The following is an 18,535-nucleotide window of genomic DNA, read 5'->3' on the forward strand; positions in this document are numbered from 1 at the left end:
TTGCTCTTTTAAAAAAAATCAGCGAATTCCATATATGCTATTTTTTTATGCCTATCGCCTATAAACAAAAGGAAGATACCATTCAATCTGATTTCTTTGATAGGAGTCTTGCAAGAGACTTAAAAAGAACAGGGGACATTGATAGTCCTATATTTTTTCGATATTTAAGTCAGACATTATTCATAATACTTGACCAATTGTGGAGGAGAGTATGGAAGTATTTGGATACAAAAGAGTTAGCACATTAACACAGGTTGAGAAAGGGGGAGGTTTAAAGACGCAGGAAATGGCAATCGTAGACTTTTGCAATAGAAATGGGTATGAACTTGTCAAAATATTTAGTGATGAAGGGATTTCAGGAACGGTTGCCAATCGAGATGGATTAACGGATTTGATTAGTTCTTTAAATGAGGTAAACAAAGTAGTCGTGCTGAATACATCACGACTTTGGAGAAGCGATACAGTCAAGGTATTGGTACATCGAGAGTTTCGGAAACGCAATGCTGACATCATAAGCATAGAACAACCAAATTACAGCATTTTTAACAAGGACCCCAATGACTTCCTAATTAATGGAATGATGGAACTGCTTGACCAGTACGAAAGAATGAGCATATCTATGAAGCTTAGCAAGGGAAGACGAACGAAGGCAAAGGGTGGAAACAAAGCCTGCGGAAATGCTCCATTAGGATATAAATGGAGTGATAAAGCAAAAATCACGGTGGATTCTCATACAGCGGTGATTGTTGAACTGATTTTTAAAAAATACCTGGAACTTGGCAGTATTGGGAAACTTAAAAAGTATTTGGACTGCACTGAATACAGAACACGCAGGGGGAACAAATTTACGAAACAGTCTTTGGTCGATATACTGAAAAATGATTTTTACAAGGGAGTTTTGAGACATAGTGATTTGATTCTCGAAGGGAATCATATACCTTTGGTAAATAAGATTGTTTTCGGAAAAGTTCAAGCCCTTTTAAGAAGAAATCGCAGGTGTTCAATATGAGAAGTGAATGGAACGAGGAAAAGTTGCAACGATTTCTCAAAGATGGGCGGGGACAAGGAAAATTTGAATCTTACGTTCCGTTTATCCAAATACACGATTTCGGGTCTTTGGGAAGAAGTAGTCGTGTGAAAACATGGCGGTTTAATAGAATCTATCATTTGCTATCTGATGCCGAAACACGTTACTTTTACCTGACTGAGTGGGAAGATGAAATTCTGGATGTACGTGAGCATTACCCACTTTACGATTTACAAGAGGTCTTGGGAGAACAAAAAGATATAGACGTAAACAAATTCACAGATAAAAAAAGTGGCTTTCCTTACATCCTAACTACAACTTTCCTCATTACTGTAAAAGACGATAAAGGCAACTCATATGATGTTGCCAGAAACATTCGGGCATCGCATGAACTTGAAAAAGCCACAACGATTGAGAGATTTGAACTCATAAGGCGATATTTTGAGAAGATAAACATGGATTGGGGTATCGTGACTCAAAAAGAAATTGCCCCTTTTGCCATCAAAGCAAAAAACATCGAGTGGGTACATCCCTGCAGATTTCTCGATGAAACAACAGAGTTTACAAGAAACGATATAACGTACCTAACAAATCTTTTTCTTGAAAGGTTGCATGGAAACAGAAGTCTCATAAGAGACATTACCAGTTCATTCGATTCGTACATCAATCTTGAAACAGGAACAGGTTTGTTACTCTTCAAACACCTGATTGCAACAAAGCAAATTAAGGTCAACATGAATGAAAAAATTGACTTGAATAAACCAGCAAACGAAGTGGTGCAAATTGCCGATGTAAAGAGAGGTGGGGAATGGCGACATGTTGTTGACGGTTAATATGCTTATCCAAACTGTCCAAGGGTCTGAGAAAACCGTTGAAAGGGTACTTTGGATAAACAGCGATTATTCGATGGCTGTCGTAATTGATATTCATGCTAACAAGAGCACTCCAACCTTCAAAAATGTTGAGGACATAATGCAGTTGATTGAAGAGGGTCGAGCTACGGTGCTTACAGAGGACCCTTATTCCATTTTTGTGACGGAAAAGGAAATCAGTGAAAAAGAACGATTGGTTCGGGATAAAGCATGGGAAATCATAAATGTCATTGCAAGAAAAGAAAGTGAGCCAGAAATATTTGATGTAAAACGAAGGGTAGAGCTTATTAAAAAGGCAAGTACGAACTCTGGTGTAAGCGAAAAAACCATCTACAAATACCTTAGACGTTTTTGGCAACGTGGGAAACATAAAAATGCTCTTTTGCCAGATTACAAAAACATTGGTGGAAAAGGGCTTGAAAAGAAAAACCACAGATAAAAAAAGGGGGAGACCAAGAATATTCAAGAATGTTGTCGGGGAGGGCGTAAACGTAGATGAAGAAACAAAGCAAATCTTTCGGGTGGCTCTCAATCGGTTCTACTATACCAATAAAGGGGCTTCGGCTTCCTTGAAAACAGCATATGAATTGATGCGGAAAGAGTTTTATTCCAACGAGTTCAAGATAGAAGAAGGCGTTAAAAAGCCGATAATAAAGACTTCGAGTGAAACCCCATCTTTTGGACAATTCAAGTATTTCTTTTATAAAGAAAGAAATCGGAAAAAAGAAATTTCCATTCGGAAAGGTACAAAGCAATATTTACAAAACCATAGACCTATATTGGGGAACTCCACTACGGAGGCTATGGGACCTGGAAGTATCTTTCAAATAGATGCTACGATTGCTGATATTTATTTGGTTTCTCGGTATAACAGAAATTGGATAATCGGAAGACCTGTTGTGTATCTTTGCCTGGATGTATTCAGCAGAATGGTAGCTGGGATATATGTTGGATTAGAAGGTCCTTCTTGGACGGGTGCAATGATGGTTCTTGCAAATTCAGCAATGAACAAGGCTGAGTATTGTAAACAATACGGGATTCAGATAACCGAGGAACAATGGCCAGTTCGTCATCTTTGCGACACTTTGATTGCTGACCGAGGGGAATTGGAAGGGAGGTTAGCCGAGACGCTTATCAGCTCTCTTCATATAAAGGTTCAAAACACAAGCCCCTATCGAGCAGATATGAAAGGGCTGATTGAAAGGCAATTCAGAGTATTAAATGATAAGACGGTAAAACCATTTTTACCAGGAGTCGTAAAACCTGATTTTCGTGAAAGAGGAAGTAGGGATTACCGACTTGATGGAGTTCTCGACCTTTACCAATTCACACAAATCATGATTAAATCTTGCCTTCATCATAATCAAAATTGGCTGGGTCATTACAATCGAGAAGAGATGATGATAACGGATGATGTAGAATCCATTCCCATCAAATTGTGGAACTGGGGTATCAAGAATCGAGCGGGAAGATTGCGTTCGGTTTCAGAGGATATCGTAAAACTAAATCTAATGCCCATAAGCCAAGCTTATGTAACAGCTCAAGGAATCAAGTTCAAAGGAATGTATTATACGTCCGAACAGGCTTTACGTGAACGACTTTTTGAAGAAGCACGTATCAATGGAGGATGGAAAATAGACGTTTCCTATGACCCACGCAATATGAACTACATATATATCAAAGAAAGCGGGAAACGTTTTGAAAAATGTCATCTTCTTTACCATCAAGAGAGATACAAAGATAAAACAATTGAAGAGATTGAGTACCTCCAGCAATATGAAAAATTGCTTGAAAAACAAAAAGAGGATGAAATTTTGCAGTCCAAAGTAGACCTGATATCTGAAATAGAAGCTATAGTTCAAGAGGCAGAAAAAATGACAAAAGAACAACAAGATGGAACGGAAAGCAAGACGCAAAAAAATTAAAGGCATTCGGAAAAACAGGGAATTTGAGAAGTGGATGAATAGAGAAGTGGAAGCTTTTGAATTGGATAAGAGAGAAACGGGAGAGAAAGGGCAAGTTGTTTCATTTACAAGACCAGTCACTCAGGAATCCGTACAACTGCAGGAAGAAATGGAAGAAGAAATCGCCCTTTTACGAAAGAAACAAAGGGAGAGAACACATGGAATTACAGAATAAAGTAATTATCCCAAATGGCGGGGAAGCTGTTTTGGCCGAATATAAAGAGCAATTGGTGAAAGAGTATCAAAATAATCCTTTTAGTGAGTCTTTACCGCCCATTTTAACAAAAGAAGAAACAATTGATAGATTAGCAGTTTATCCCCCGTTTCACGAAGAGGAGCGGTTGTTAGATGGACACGTACGATTCCACCTAATACAGCGACTATTTCAATACTTTCAACCATTGGGTATACATCTGGATTTGGAAAGTCGAATCTCAAGGTTGATACGTCAAGGCTATTTAGCCAGAAACCCTTTCAAACCAGAATATGCTCGCAGTTTGCAAGAAGGTCATCAAATGGTTTTACGTGGGAATATTGAGCTGACCAGTAATGAGGTTTTTAGAACGACTTCATCGGGGCTAACGATTTTAGGAGCTTCTGGATTAGGCAAAACAACGGCAATCAATCGAATCTTGGGAATGCTACCTCAAGTAATTGTGCATTCCAATTATAAGGGGAATAAATTCAGCATGTATCAATTAGTGTGGCTCAAACTGGATTTGCCATTTGATGGTTCTATAAAGGGACTCTGTTTGGACTTCTTCCGCAAAGTCGATGATTTACTCGGAACTACATATTACAAGAAGTTTGGTTCCGCAAGACAACCGATTGCCTCCATGCAACCTGCAATGGCAACGATTGCTACCAACTATGGTCTGGGATTGTTATGCATTGATGAAATTCAGCATTTAAGTACCGCCAAAAGTCAGGGTTCCGAGAAAATGCTGAATTTCTTTGTAACGTTGATGAATATGTTTGCACTGCCTATTGTTTTAATTGGTACGAATAAATCAATGAACGTTTTACAATCACAGTTCCGCCAAGCGAGGCGGGGTAGTGGTCAAGGGGATATGGTTTGGGAGCGTATGAATCGAGGAGAACTAAGCTGGGATTTGTTTGTCGAGGGCATGTGGGATTTCCAGTGGACAAGAAAGCCAACACCTCTAACTCAGGAACTTAAGGATGTTCTCTATGATGAATGTCAGGGCATAACGGATATTGCTGTAAAAATTTATGCAATGTCACAAGTAAGAGCAATTTCAACAGGCAAAGAAGAAATAACTGCGAGCTTGATACGAAAAGTTGCAAAAGAAAATTTTCGGCTGGTTCAGCCGATGATTCTCGCACTAAAAAATGGTGATATTAAGAAAATTGCTCAGTATGAAGATTTACGCCCTATTGAGATTGATGCTTTTTTGAATGAGGAGTTTTCGAGTATTTCCATGAATCAAAAGATTAAGGAACTGCAACAAGCAAAGAAAAAGCAGGAGAAAACTTGGAAGGATAATATAAAAGAACAGTCGATATTAAAGTTGATAGAGCTGGATATCGAACCAGCAAAGGCTAAATTGTATGTGGAAAGCGTCATGGTAGACAGTGACCAAGAATTAGATGTAAAGAGAATAGTAAAAGAAGCGTTCAAATTAAGTATAGGTGCGGATGAAGGTTCTTTTCCTAAAACTGCAAAGACAAAAAAAGCCGAACCAACAAATAAAAGCGATTTACGGGTGATTGTTGCAGAAGGAAAAGGAATGGGGTTATCAGCCCATGAATCCCTGAAAGAAAAAGATATTATCAAGACGATTGAAAATGACTTCTTTAGAGTCGGGTGATGACATGGTCGGATTTTTTCCTTGCCCGTATCCTGACGAGCTTTATTATAGCCTTATAGCAAGATTTCATGTCAGAAGTGGCAATATCAGTCCTAAATCGACTATAGAAGAGTTGTTTGGTTCCCGTTCTGTAACAGCGGTGGTAGATTTGCCAGCGAATATCAACGATTTGGTACGGAACTTGCCCATTGGAAGCCAGTATTCTTCAGAAGATTTGATTTGGAATCATACGATGTATCCCTTTTATAGTGCTTTTTTGCCCTCAGAACGTGTAAGTGTGATTATCGAATCCATGAAGGAAAATGGTGGGGGAAGTATTCATAATCGGACTGGCATCATGGCAAGTTCTATAAAGGATAGCCAATTCCTGAAATACTGTCCTTTATGTGTAGAAATAGATAGGGAAAGATACGGGGAATTGTATTGGCATAGAAGTCATCAGATTCCAGGTGTGGTCATTTGTACGGTTCATAACAGCCTATTATGTTATAGCCAGGTGCGAATCCATAACTATAATAGGCATGAGTTTACTCCAGCTACATTAGAAAATTGTATGGAATCCAATATCAAGGAAAAGGACACGTTCAATGCTGTACCAAAACAAACCCTAATGCCGACAAACTCATGTAATGATAGGGAACTAACTGCATTGTTTGATAACAATGAATTATCAACAAAGTATAGGATTTTTGTGGATAATGTGGATAAATTACTGACTCATTCATACCCTAATAAACCGATGGGATGGTTTTATCAGCAGTACCTAAAGAGGTTACAGGAAATCGGTATTGCTAATGTAAATGGGAGAATACGGCAAGGAGATTTAGCGGGGGAATTTTTGAAGTATTACGGGGAACCGTTTTTAGAAATCGTCCAATCCTCATTCGACCCAGAAGATGAAGATAATTGGCTACAGGCGATTGTTAGAAAGCATAGAAAAACATTTCATCCCATTCGACATTTGCTGATGATTCAGTTTTTAGGTTTAACCTTGGAGGAACTGTTTGAAGAAAAACTGGAATATAAGCCATTCGGAAATAGCCCGTGGCCCTGTTTAAACCCAGGAGCAAATCATTATCTCATGTCTGTCGTCAAAGATTTAAAAATTCGTTATGACAATAAAGAAAAAAGTCCAATTGGAACTTTTAAATGTTCGTGTGGTTTCACTTATACTCGAAAGGGACCTGATACTTCTGAGAAGGACAGATACAGAAAAGGCAGGGTCAAAGTTTTTGGAGCAGTATGGGAAGAAAGATTGAAAGAGTTACTAAAGAAAGACTTGAGCCTGAGAGAAATTGCAAGAAGGCTGAAAGTGGATGTCAAAATTATAAAAAAGTATATGGATATCCATAAAGATGACTTGAATTTGACGGAAGGTGTTGTTCGCTGTAATAAGGATGATGAAACAATACAACGCCATAGGGAAGAGTGGTTATATTTGACAAGTCACTATCCCGATTGCTCTATAACTAAATTCAAGGAATTGAATCAAGCCCTCTATGCTTGGCTATATAGAAATGATAAAAAATGGTTAAATAGTAATTCACCTGTCAATCATAAAGGCAACAATTCAACCCAAAACCGTGTGGATTGGGAACGAAGGGATAACGAGATATTAGGTTTAGTTCAGACAACCGTTGAACTGTTGATTACATCTAAAGCTAAGCCAGAACAAATAACAATTAGTAAAATTGGTAAAAAGATTGGTAGACTTTCATTGTTGGAGAAACATTTAGATAAATTGCCCCAAACCAATAACTATTTAGCTCAGGTTATTGAAACAAGAAGGGATTATCACATACGTAGGATACAGTGGGCGATTGAAGAACTTGAAAACGAAGGAGCAGATTTGAAATGGTGGAAGGTTATAAAAAAGGCTGGGATACGGGAAGAGACTTCTGAAGAATTAAAAAGAATTTTGCAAAGCAATGGGCTAAAAGGAATAGAATAGCTACTCCGATTTATCAATCACATAAAATTACGAGATAGTAGAGATGGATTGAAACAGATTATCGGGGTTAAGGAAAAAAGATTGATGGCATTGATATCCGTTGGAAATGGAGGTATCATAACTATATATAACAAACGTTAAATTGGAAATAAGGACGAGGGTAAAAATGAAGATGTTTAGAGTTGTCAATAAAAGTCCATATTGTATACAGTAAACGCTCAGTCGATAGACTGGGCGTTTTTTAATTGCGTTTGTTTCCAAACTCAATTCAAAGGAGCGAATAAAATGTTACTGAATAAAATTTTCAACAAAACCTTTCTGAAAACCTCACTGATTGAACTATTTGGAGATTTCCTTATGATTGCAATAGCCTTTATTGCAGGGTACTACCTTAAGCTCATGTAGATGTAATGCAGTAGTACAATTGGTCTTTATTGCAAATTGTTTAGAATTGGATATGAAAGCAAGATGAAAAAGGAGGAACAAAATGAATCCCTCATTTGAAGAAGAATATGAAATTTTTCAAAGAATAACAAACGATGAAATAACATCCGAAAGGGACATATTTTACGCTGAAATATCGGAATGGCTACGTACAACCAGTCCCCAAACTAAAGCATGTGAACTGAGGATGGAGGAAATGGATACGGAAGAAGCGTTCTTTGCAAGAATGAATGAAATTTCGGAGTATCTTATGGAGCGGTAAGTTAAAAAAGCTGGAAATAAGGGGTGCTGAGAATAGCTCTGCAATAGGGAAACACAGCATTCATTGCGTACGGAAAATCATCATTAAATCCATACGATTACTTATCTCGTAGAAATTATACTCCGTTGGCTGAAAGGAGCATAGCAACATGTTAATAAAAAGCAATCTTGTTCCTGTACGGGAACCCAAATTATTAAGCACTCCAATATGGGACGAACACACGTCAGAAGAACATAAGTGGGAATTATGGGATGGAATCCCTTTTTTCAAAGATGGAGTTGAACGGGACCGACTTTCTATTTGTTTAATTTACTCAATGGGATTGGAGCATTTAGTGGAATTGTTACCTAAACAATCCAAAAATGAATTAAGACGGTTACTTTTGAATGATTCTGAGAAGTGAATTAGAGAGTTTGATTGAAAAGCGGTTAGGTGATAGTAGGAATAACATTTCCCTTTAAAAGCAGTGTTTTGAATGTCTCTCATTCCTTATGAACCCTTCCGACACCTTAAAAACATGAGAAGGGAGTTAGACGTTTCTTTGACACTGATTTTTCTGCTTTTAGAACAATTTAGGTCAAAATTTCGGTAATCCCAGTATTGATATCTACCAAACCGAAAATGAAGTAGTTGCAACGGTTGATATTCCAGGGCTGGAAAAGAAAGAAGACGTGAATATTGACGTTGAAAACACTACGTTGACGATTAGTGGAAGCGTAAATCGAACGAATGAAATAAAGGAAGAAAACATGCATAGACAAGAACACTTTTTTGGTCGTTTTCAACGTTCGGTTGCCTTGTCAAGCCTTGTTTATTCGGAAGGTGGTAAAGGCAAACTATAAAAATGGTGTTTTGGAAATTCGTATGCCGAAAATACAAGGGGAAAACAAGAAACGAATTGATGTTGAATTTTATTAAGAATCACACAATGACTAAATTTATCTTAGCAAATGGTAGGAGGTATCGTTCCCCCTGCCATTTTAATTTAAAATAAAACAATCCGTATATGGAAAAATTTTAAAAAAGCAAGTTAGAACAATCACTGGATTTCAACGAAATCTATTATGGAATCCTCGAATTTGAATATTTCAAGTATGGAATAGTTCCTTTGAGAAATATTTATTCCGTATTCAGGTTTGCTTGTTTGTCCTGGCTTATCATAATTTCTATCAACAAAAACTTCATTTGGAACTGCCCAAGCTTCGGCTGGTATAAGGAAAATGTCAGGCATTTTACCTTCTTTAAAGATTAAGACCGTCAGGTACAAATTTTTATTGGTAATATCGAATTTACTCTTAGGCGTAAATATGTACCCTTTTTCTCTCAATGATATCACTTGTATCTCACAGAAACGTCCATTCTTATCCTTGACTACAAAATCAACTCCGTGGTCATCAACTTCTGTTGTATAAACTTCTGAACCATAAGATGCAAACTCCATTTTTGCAAAATACTCTGCATATCTTCCCAACTGTAAAGGATTAAGTTGAGACCAATTGGTATTCGGCATAATTTCACCCCTGTAAAAATCCATAAAGTTTATAATTCTATTGGTCAGAAAAACAGATATAGTAGTCTATCCGTTTTATTGTAAAATGGATAACAAAGGAAGAAAAGATACGAATTTTGTTGAAGGGCTACTCCTCTTTTACAAAGTAAATCAACTCTTTTGCAGTGTTCTATACCGTTGCAAATGATTGGGTGGTGGATTTTATTCAGACTGTTACTCTTAAGTGGCATGGACCCTATGATTTGCAACGGATTGAAAATAAAGATGTGCCTATGAGTATGGGGTTTATTCGATTTTTCAAGTATATCGAGAGCATGAAAATTACTATACATCGGGAAAACATCAAGGGACTTTCGTACCCGTCTGAAGGAACATGGATGGCTTCAAAACGTTCGGGGGCAGATTAAAGTTCGACTTGGGGTTATCCAATTAGATGATGGACAGCGGTTTTCGAGCAAGAGATTGTCTGATGTCGAATCCCTGTTAATTACTTGGCACTCTCCTATCGAAAACACAACGAATGCAACGTATTATTACGGAAGAGAAAAATTGACTATTTTAAACATAGGACGTAGGGGACAAATAGAGTCTGTAGTATCAACAGATGATTTGGAATGGTAATAGAAGGGTGATTCATTAAATGGAACCAATGGAAGAAGTAATATTGGAATTAAAGCAGGAGATTTCCGAGCGGAAAAACAAAAAGCAGAATATGAAAATAAGAACATTTATTGAGAGATTCGGATATAAAAGAAGAAACTCATTATGGATAGATAAAATAAATGAACTTCTTGAAAAGAATAGTATCATTGTACATACAAAAAAAGCTGAAGATTCAAATTGGGCAAGTTTGAATATTGATGAACGAATAACATTTGAACTTTTAGAAAATGGGGATAACAGTATGGAGAAACTCGTTGAAAGTTATTATGCAGGAACAATCAGAGTAAGAGAAGAACGAAATCCAATCGAACTCTATTTACATCAGACAGAAGCCTTACAAGAGCTGGATAAAGCTATCTTAAATAAGAATTCGGGTAAATTTGCAGGGCTGTTAGTGATTCCAACTGGGGGAGGTAAAACTCTTACTGCCGTTCATTGGGTATTGAGGAATGTCATAAATAACGGAAAAAAGGTTCTATGGCTTGCCCATCGACACGAATTATTAGAACAAGCCCTTTCTGCAGTAAAAAGGAATGCTTACTCAAATGTCCTTAATAAAAGGAAACAATTCAACTACAGAATTATCTCTGGACAACATGACCGTCCCGTCAATATCAAACAAGATGACGATTTTATCGTTGCAAGTAAAGATAGCCTAAATAGGGGGATAAACTATTTAGTAGAAAACTGGTTGAATTACAATAGTGACGTATTTTTGGTAGTCGATGAAGCACATCATGCTACTGCCAAGACGTACAGAAAGATAATTGATACAGTAAATCAAAAGGTAAATAGAGTAGGCATTTTAGGTTTGACAGCGACCCCATTTCGGACTGCGGAAGCTGAAAAAGGATTGCTGAAAAAAATATTTGAAGATGACATTATTTTTAAAGTTGATTTAAGAAAGCTAATCAGTCGAGGGATACTTTCGGAGCCGATATTTAAAGAATTGCAAACAGAAATTGATATGACTGAAGAACTAAGCGAGCAAGACATTAAGACGATACAGGCGTTTGACAGTTTACCTGAAGATATTGCCAAACACATTGCTGAAAACAAAATAAGGAACAATCGAATTGTTCAAGAGTATATAGATAAAAAAGAGGAATACGGCAAGTTGCTTGTCTTTGCTATCAATAAATTGCATGCTATAGAATTGAACAAGCTATTCAATGATAGGGGTATAGCATCCGAATTTGTCATTTCAGCAGAACAGGATATCGCAACGGGCGTTGATTTATCAAATGAGGCAAATAGGGAACGAATTAAAAAATTTAGAAACAATGAAATAGACGTTCTGATAAACGTGAATATTCTTACTGAAGGCACGGACTTACCCGATGTACAAACCGTCTTCTTAACCCGACCCACTACTTCAGGCATTTTAATGACGCAAATGATTGGTAGGGCATTACGGGGGAAAAAAGCAGGCGGAACCGAAAAAGCATACATTGTGAGCTTCATTGACGGATGGAAGAATAAAATTGCCTGGGTAAATCCCGAAAGGTTATACATAGAAGAAACAGCAACATGGGATGAAAGCAATCATGAATATGTAAAGAAATTGGCAAGGCTGATATCTATTCAGAAAATAGAGGAATTCGTTAAAATTGCGGATAATTCCATTGATACTACTGATTTAGAAAGCATTGATTTTATTAAAACAGTTCCAATCGGTATTTATTCTTTTTCAGTGATGATACCTTCAGAACATGACGAAGACTCAATAAAGAATTGTGAAGTATTGGTTTATGACAGTACACAAAAAGCATATGAAACCTTTATTAGCGAGTTACATACTTTCTTTGAGGTAAATGACTTGGGTGATACTGAATTCTTTGAAGAAAGCCACCTGGATGAATTGGCGGAGCGGATAGAAGAAGAATATTTTACAGGCTACAACATGATTCCAAGCTATAACAAAGAAGACATAAAAGACATCCTGCGATATTATGCCTTAAAAGGTGTTGAGCCTTCATTTTTGTACTTTAAAGACAGAGAAAAATTCGATATTTCATCCGTTGCACAGTTCATTTACGAGAATGAACTTGGAGGGAAAAGAAAGAAAGAATACATAGATGAACTTTGGGAGCAGGAAGGAAACTTTTTCAGGGTATACTTTGGCGACAATAAACTATATTTCAGAAAGTGTTTGGATAATGAGATTTTGAAGTTAGAAGAACCAGAGATTTATACAAGTTCATCGAAAGATATAATGGTAATTCCTGAAATGGTTGATATGAATAAATTGACCCTTCATGAAATACAAAAAAGGTTTCCAGAAATCTGGAGAGAGATAACGGATACAGTGTATGAAAAATCACGAGATAAAAATGGGCTTTACACGTGTGTGATGTCTGGATTTAAGCATAAAAGTCGCTTGTATTTTCAAATAGACCATAAGATACCGATGTCAAAAGGTGGTTTAACTGAATTGGACAATCTCCAGGTTCTCAGAAGAGATATCAATAGGATAAAAGGTGACAAGTAGAACAATATTTCTGAAATACTTAGTTGGGTACGCTATAAGGAAGAACCATTCATATTAGTTTGAAATGGTAGAAACGGGGGTTAGAAAATGAAAGAAGAGATTTTGATGGTAAAGATACATAACGCACTAAAAAGGGATGGTAAGGACTTTTATGAAGCTACCCGTGGTAACTGGAAAGTGAATCAAGCGAGATTTAAGCACATTCAGTATGTGGCGGGCATAAATGATGGGAAAGTTGTTTGTGCTTTTAGACCATTAGAATGGGATGTAATAAAAGAAGGAACGGAGACAGGGAGAAAGCGATTCAATGGGATTGAAGCACCAAACGAGATTCTCTTAAAGTTGCAAGAATCGGAGAGCTATCTGACAAAGAAATTTGGGTCAGGACAAGCAGTCGCTTATGCCTGCCTATCAGAGATTGAATGACATTTCTGGCACCTCAAAGGGGAATAGGGTAGTGAATGTATTGGAGCTAAAAGCAAAAGATAGATTGTTAAAATTTAATTATGTTCCTATCTCATTCAATGGAATAATTGAAAAAGATGTTTTTTCAAAGAAAAACAACAAAACTGTTGCAGAAACAATTCGACACCAGAGATATCTGAATTTAAAGGAATTGACCGAAACAAAATATGGTGGATATTTAAAGATGCCAATTGGTGAATTTCTATACTACCTGAAGGGAAACAACGACATCTTCTATAAGTCTTTTCTTAACAAATATGGTGATTTAGAATATACGCAATTCCATATAGACGATAAGCAGAGCTTAAATTTGAAAGGGATATATCTATATAGCTCAAATGGTACAATCAAGTATATTGGGAGATGCTTGGACCACTTCGGTAAAAGAATAAATCAGGGATATGGAAAAATTCATCCCAAAAACTGCTTTCGGGATGGTCAAGCAACAAATTGTCACTTGAATGCTTTAATTACGAACCATATAAAAGAAGAACTTAGCTTTTACGTTTTGCCATTGAAAGATGATGATGATATAAAGGCATTGGAAATAGAGTTGATTAGAAATTATAAGCCAGAATGGAACGTTCAAATGAAGGGCTAATTTAAACGAAATATATGGAAGCATCCTTCTTTGAATGCTTCCATGAAGCTTTAATCTCTAATATTTAATCGGAATGATTGTGGTGTAGCTGTTCCAGCCGTACTTTATCCGACTTTTTAAAGCCGTCTTTACGAGTCTTTTCGCTACACATCCAGCAGGAACAATGAATTTTGCCTTTTGCGAAACGTCCTACACAACTTATATGCCATCGAATTTGTTTTGCAATCTTAGCCTTCCGTTGAATCACTCTTATACGGTGATGCCGATAATAGGAACGGCTTCGATTCTGCTGATACGGTTTCAAATGTAATCACGCTCCTTGGGAAATGGCTCAGCCTGTAAAAGCTCCCCAAGGGATTCTTTAGACATCTACAGGCAGAGCGGGATGACCAGATGTACAAAGAAAATGAACAATATGACCACCTCATAAAGTTGATTTTGTTACGTGCACTTTAGCGATACCTTTGGATATTTTCCAAGCATATAATATCCTTTTACTCGTTAAGTAAATGATGTAACAAACTGTCTTTGTCCTCAATAAATTGCTTCATGATACTGTAATGATTCGTTTCCTCAAGTGAGACTTCTTTTATCCCCTCTTCTGTAAGCTCTACAATCTTAGCATTTGGATACGACATAACGATGGGAGAATGGGTAGCAATAATAAATTGTGAATTTTTACAGACCAATTCATGGATTCGAGCTAACATGGAAAGTTGTCTGAGTGGCGACAGGGCGGCCTCTGGTTCATCCAATATGTATATGCCGTTCCCTCGAAAACGATTTGTAAAGGTTGCCCAAAAGGATTCTCCATGAGATTGTTGATGTAGAGAAGTCCCCCCAAACGAATCAATGATTCTTGGTGCGGGAACTGGCTCACGGTCTAATTCCTCGATGTTTGTGGCTACATTGTAAAAGGTTTCAGCACGAAGAAAAAAGCCGTCTTTGGGTTTTTTGATTCCTTTTACCAGTCTAAGATATTTGTCTAAGGATGAATGCGAATCGTAGGTGGAGAAGTTAAAATTAAATGAACCGCCTTCTGGATTGAATCCAATCGCAACAGCAATGGCTTCCAATAAGGTTGACTTACCCATCCCGTTTTCTCCAACAAAAAATGTTACATTCGGGTGAAAGGAAAGTTCATTCAACGTTTTGATACTCGGCAGATGAAACGGAAATGTATTGAAAGAAGGAATATTGTCTCGTTTCAGTACCATGCTTCTTATATATTGGTTTTCATTGAGCTTTTTCATGACGAATACCTCAAATATATTGTAATTTGATGTCTAACATAAGTTTAACAAATAAAGTGGGAAACAATCAGTATTGGATTTCTGCCAAAAAACTATTTGATGTAGGCTTAACCTTCTCCATTCCACGTAACCTTCTATTAATCCTGAAAAAAATCATTTGGATACTTGTTTTTTTATTGAAATAGAAAGCATTACTTTACTTCATATAGGTAAATGTATTTTATACTTGACGAAATAAATAAAAAGGTAAATAATGAAAGAAACAAGCAATGGATGGTGATGCTAATGAACCCATTAATTGAGAAGTGTATGCTTACAAGTGAGCAAAGGAATTTGATTTTACGAGGTATACAGGAAGGCAAAAATATTTCAAAATCACTTATTGCATCACATCCAGAAACCACTACTAAAACCTATATACCTCGTATGCAGTATGACTTTGTTAATACCTATGTAGAAAAAATCATTCAAGAGAATCCCCATACTCAGATGAAGATTTATAAGAAAAAAGCGGGACTTCATCCGTATATAGTGATTAACGATACTTCAAGGAACATATTTATATTAGTTTTAAAACTGCCAAAAAATAAGTATATTTTCAATCCAAGTAGATATCGTGGAGATTTCGCTTCATCAAATTTTGACCGTCTTTTGGCAATGGGTGTAACCCAGGAAGATTTATTTGGTGATATATATTATCAATATTCTCTACCTGTTGGTGTTGAGAATCAACCTTTTGGCATAATCGTTTGTTATGATGGGCATAGTGATATAGTTTTTGAAGGTGCATTAAGACCTGAACAAGATGATTGGATATACAAGGAAGATATCACAGATTTCATAAATCTTGATAGCCATAACCTTGTACCAATAAACAGTTACAACTTGTCTGATATTGAAATTCCATTCAAGACATCTCAAGAGGATGATGACATTGTTATTAAATTAAAGAATGCAACTTCATCTTAGAAACACGAACTTAGTTAGGAGTAAGAACCATGAAAATTCAGGAGCCAAAATTCAATCCGAAAAGGTTGAGAGAAGCTCGTTTAATAAGGGGATTTACCATAAGCGAACTTTCAGAAAAAATAGGAGTATCTAAGCAAGCTATATCTCAGTTTGAACTCGGTGAACATACGCCAAAACCTGAAACAATGATGTCAATAATTAACACTTTAAAATTTCCGAAAAACTTTTTCTACCGAGAGTTCAAAGAGCAGTATGTGGGTAATACATTTTTTAGGGCAAACGCAACTGCTTCAAAGAAAAGTAAGGAAATACAATTCAACAAAACTTTATTAGCAGGATATATCTACGAATATTTATCTGACTATATTGAGTTTCCAGAGCTGAACCTACCAAACACTACAGACTTTGATTCGGAATGGGATAATGAATCAATTGAACAATTAGCAACAAAAGTAAGGGAACATTGGGGTATTGGTGATAAGCCAATAGCAAATATCGTGCATTTACTGGAGAAAAACGGCATCATGGTATTTTCTGTTGATACAGATAGCGAAAAAGTAGATGCATTTTGCCAGCATCGTAAAGGTAGACCTTTCATTTTCCTGGGGAACGACAAACAATCTGCATTCAGAAGACAATTTGATGGTGGTCATGAATTGGGTCACATATTAATGCACAAGGATATAGATAATCAAGATGTATTAAATAAGGAAGAATTTAAAAAGATGGAGAATCAGGCACACCGTTTTGCTTCTGCCTTGTTATTACCCGCAGATGCTTTTACAAAAACAGTAACATCTACATCCTTGTTACATTTTATTGAGCTAAAGAAATACTGGAATGTGTCGATTGCGGCCATGATATATAGATGTTTAGATTTAAAACTTATTGACGAGGGGAAATATACATCCTTACAAAAACAGATGTCCATGAAAAAAATGAGAATGAAGGAACCCCTTGATGATGTTTTTCCTTTACAGGAGCCAGTTGTTTTAAGGAAGAGCATTTTAATGTTATTGGATAATAACATTAAAAATGAATTGCAGGTAATTCAAGAAATGGCAGTACCTCAAGAATATATAGAAATGCTGTGTAATCTTGAAAAAGGAACTCTCAATTTCAAAGAATCTGAACCAACAATTAGGTTAGTTAAAAAGTGAAAGTCGAGTTAAAAGCTCGACTTTCGTCTTCTTGAGTCATAGTAGGGATAGGAGGATTTATAATTGGGCGTACTGGATATATTTTCAAAAAGGCACACGGAAAATAAAAAAGAGATTTTTACATATGATAACATTCCAGATGAATTTAGAGTCCAAATCATACATATATGGAATGATTCGATAGGTCCATACAAAATTATCAATAATTACTATTTCAGAGAGACTTCGCCCTCCAATGTAATTTGGGAAACTATTCATAGTGGGTTGTCTAAAGAATATGGAGTCTTTGGATTAAGTACCAATGGTTCAACGCCTTACGAAAAATGTATTTGGTTTATCCAGGAGGAAGGGTCTGTAGAAAAAGTTCTGGATATAATTGAACTTTCTATTAGAGCTATTGATGTGTTGGTCAGAGATTGGTCAAATAGGTGGGGAGAAATGGGTGTTACTCAAAAACCTGATGATGCAATTTTGGAATTAAACGAACGATTTCAAGAGCATGGACTCGGCTACCAGTATATAAAAGGTAATATTGTAAGGGTTGATTCTGACTATATTTATAAAGAGGCAGTAAAGCCAGCAGTTCAGTTACTATTTGATGAAAATTTTGAAGGAGCTTCAGAAGAGTTTCTTAAAGCACATGAACATTTTAGAAAAGGTCAAGATAAGGAAGCGATTACGGAATCTTTAAAAGCATTTGAGAGTGTGATGAAAACGATATGCAAGAGAATGGGGTGGAATGTAGACGAGAGAGCAACGGCAAGTAAACTAATATCTGTTTTATTTGAAAATGAACTACTTCCTTCTCACTTACAGACTCAGGTAACATCTTTAAAAGCAACGCTTGAAGGACTTGCAACAATCCGTAATAGAAATAGTGGTCATGGGCAGGGAGAAAAGTCAGTCATTGTGTCACGTCATTTGGTAGCTTATGCGTTACATTTGTGTGCAACCAATATTGTTTTTCTAATAGATTCATATAAATCCCTAAAAAAGTAATGGGTTAAGGAAAAGCTCAATTTTTTTACTTATCCCTATTCCCCCTAACCCTTTGCCCTTTTCCCTTCTATG

16 protein-coding genes and 1 pseudogene are annotated in these 18,535 nt (G+C 36.6%); 15 read left to right on the forward strand and 2 right to left on the reverse strand.

Going from position 1 to position 18,535, the window contains the following annotated elements; translation table 11 throughout:
• Positions 1 to 211 precede the first annotated feature (211 nt).
• From MBEAL2_RS23015 to MBEAL2_RS30575, 9 genes and pseudogenes are all read left to right on the forward strand, one after another.
• On the forward strand, positions 212 to 1,009 hold the full coding sequence (locus MBEAL2_RS23015; RefSeq protein WP_047154580.1) for a recombinase family protein: 798 nt from the start codon (positions 212 to 214) through the stop codon (positions 1,007 to 1,009).
• A complete protein-coding gene (locus MBEAL2_RS23020) occupies positions 1,006 to 1,860 on the forward strand; it encodes a heteromeric transposase endonuclease subunit TnsA (protein WP_047154581.1) in 855 nt (284 codons plus the stop codon). Before MBEAL2_RS23015 ends, MBEAL2_RS23020 begins: the two co-directional genes overlap by 4 nt.
• Positions 1,844 to 2,338: a hypothetical protein gene (locus MBEAL2_RS32490; RefSeq protein ID WP_052947935.1), complete on the forward strand. Its 495-nt coding sequence runs from the start codon at positions 1,844 to 1,846 to the stop codon at positions 2,336 to 2,338. Before MBEAL2_RS23020 ends, MBEAL2_RS32490 begins: the two co-directional genes overlap by 17 nt.
• A complete protein-coding gene (locus MBEAL2_RS23025; RefSeq protein WP_052947936.1) occupies positions 2,316 to 3,824 on the forward strand; it encodes a TnsB C-terminal domain-containing protein in 1,509 nt (502 codons plus the stop codon). Before MBEAL2_RS32490 ends, MBEAL2_RS23025 begins: the two co-directional genes overlap by 23 nt.
• Positions 3,793 to 4,038: a hypothetical protein gene (locus MBEAL2_RS32495; RefSeq protein ID WP_052947937.1), complete on the forward strand. Its 246-nt coding sequence runs from the start codon at positions 3,793 to 3,795 to the stop codon at positions 4,036 to 4,038. Before MBEAL2_RS23025 ends, MBEAL2_RS32495 begins: the two co-directional genes overlap by 32 nt.
• On the forward strand, positions 4,022 to 5,695 hold the full coding sequence (locus MBEAL2_RS23030; RefSeq protein ID WP_047154582.1) for an ATP-binding protein: 1,674 nt from the start codon (positions 4,022 to 4,024) through the stop codon (positions 5,693 to 5,695). Before MBEAL2_RS32495 ends, MBEAL2_RS23030 begins: the two co-directional genes overlap by 17 nt.
• The gene (locus tag MBEAL2_RS23035) at positions 5,673 to 7,646 is read left to right on the forward strand and encodes a TnsD family Tn7-like transposition protein (RefSeq protein ID WP_052947938.1); all 1,974 of its coding nucleotides are present in this window, start codon (positions 5,673 to 5,675) and stop codon (positions 7,644 to 7,646) included. The genes MBEAL2_RS23030 and MBEAL2_RS23035 overlap by 23 nt, the downstream gene beginning before the upstream one ends.
• 487 nt (positions 7,647 to 8,133) lie before the next feature.
• The gene (locus tag MBEAL2_RS23040; RefSeq protein ID WP_047154583.1) at positions 8,134 to 8,352 is read left to right on the forward strand and encodes a hypothetical protein; all 219 of its coding nucleotides are present in this window, start codon (positions 8,134 to 8,136) and stop codon (positions 8,350 to 8,352) included.
• A 475-nt stretch (positions 8,353 to 8,827) separates the two neighbouring features.
• Positions 8,828 to 9,270, forward strand: a pseudogene (locus MBEAL2_RS30575) (Hsp20/alpha crystallin family protein).
• Between the two features lie 121 nt (positions 9,271 to 9,391).
• Here the strand turns inward: MBEAL2_RS30575 and MBEAL2_RS23050 are convergent.
• A complete protein-coding gene (locus MBEAL2_RS23050) occupies positions 9,392 to 9,862 on the reverse strand; it encodes a DUF4365 domain-containing protein (protein ID WP_173427737.1) in 471 nt (156 codons plus the stop codon).
• A gap of 640 nt (positions 9,863 to 10,502) precedes the next feature.
• On the opposite strand from MBEAL2_RS23050, the gene MBEAL2_RS23055 reads away from it, so the two are divergent.
• The 3 genes from MBEAL2_RS23055 to MBEAL2_RS23065 all read left to right on the forward strand — a co-directional run bounded on the left by MBEAL2_RS23055 (position 10,503) and on the right by MBEAL2_RS23065 (position 14,082).
• Positions 10,503 to 13,016, forward strand: coding sequence for a DEAD/DEAH box helicase family protein (locus tag MBEAL2_RS23055; RefSeq protein ID WP_047154585.1), 2,514 nt, complete (start codon positions 10,503 to 10,505; stop codon positions 13,014 to 13,016).
• Positions 13,017 to 13,103: 87 nt separating this feature from the next.
• On the forward strand, positions 13,104 to 13,442 hold the full coding sequence (locus tag MBEAL2_RS23060) for a hypothetical protein (protein ID WP_047154586.1): 339 nt from the start codon (positions 13,104 to 13,106) through the stop codon (positions 13,440 to 13,442).
• A gap of 31 nt (positions 13,443 to 13,473) precedes the next feature.
• On the forward strand, positions 13,474 to 14,082 hold the full coding sequence (locus tag MBEAL2_RS23065) for a GIY-YIG nuclease family protein (RefSeq protein WP_047154587.1): 609 nt from the start codon (positions 13,474 to 13,476) through the stop codon (positions 14,080 to 14,082).
• A 494-nt stretch (positions 14,083 to 14,576) separates the two neighbouring features.
• On the opposite strand, the gene MBEAL2_RS23070 is transcribed toward MBEAL2_RS23065, so the two are convergent.
• Positions 14,577 to 15,335, reverse strand: a complete 759-nt coding sequence (locus MBEAL2_RS23070) for an AAA family ATPase (RefSeq protein ID WP_047154588.1) — start codon at positions 15,333 to 15,335, stop codon at positions 14,577 to 14,579.
• Positions 15,336 to 15,620: 285 nt separating this feature from the next.
• On the opposite strand from MBEAL2_RS23070, the gene MBEAL2_RS23075 reads away from it, so the two are divergent.
• The 3 genes from MBEAL2_RS23075 (at position 15,621) to MBEAL2_RS23085 (ending at position 18,463) form a co-directional block, all read left to right on the forward strand.
• Positions 15,621 to 16,304, forward strand: coding sequence for a hypothetical protein (locus MBEAL2_RS23075; RefSeq protein ID WP_047154598.1), 684 nt, complete (start codon positions 15,621 to 15,623; stop codon positions 16,302 to 16,304).
• A gap of 29 nt (positions 16,305 to 16,333) precedes the next feature.
• Positions 16,334 to 17,464 (forward strand): helix-turn-helix domain-containing protein, encoded by a 1,131-nt coding sequence (locus MBEAL2_RS23080; protein ID WP_047154589.1) that lies wholly within the window; start codon positions 16,334 to 16,336, stop codon positions 17,462 to 17,464.
• Positions 17,465 to 17,527: 63 nt separating this feature from the next.
• Entirely contained in the window at positions 17,528 to 18,463 is a 936-nt protein-coding gene (locus MBEAL2_RS23085; RefSeq protein WP_047154590.1) for an abortive infection family protein, read from the forward strand.
• The last annotated feature ends 72 nt before the right edge of the window (positions 18,464 to 18,535 follow it).

It is taken from the genome of Aneurinibacillus tyrosinisolvens, assembly GCF_001015055.1.
Lineage (GTDB): Bacteria > Bacillota > Bacilli > Aneurinibacillales > Aneurinibacillaceae > Aneurinibacillus_A > Aneurinibacillus_A tyrosinisolvens.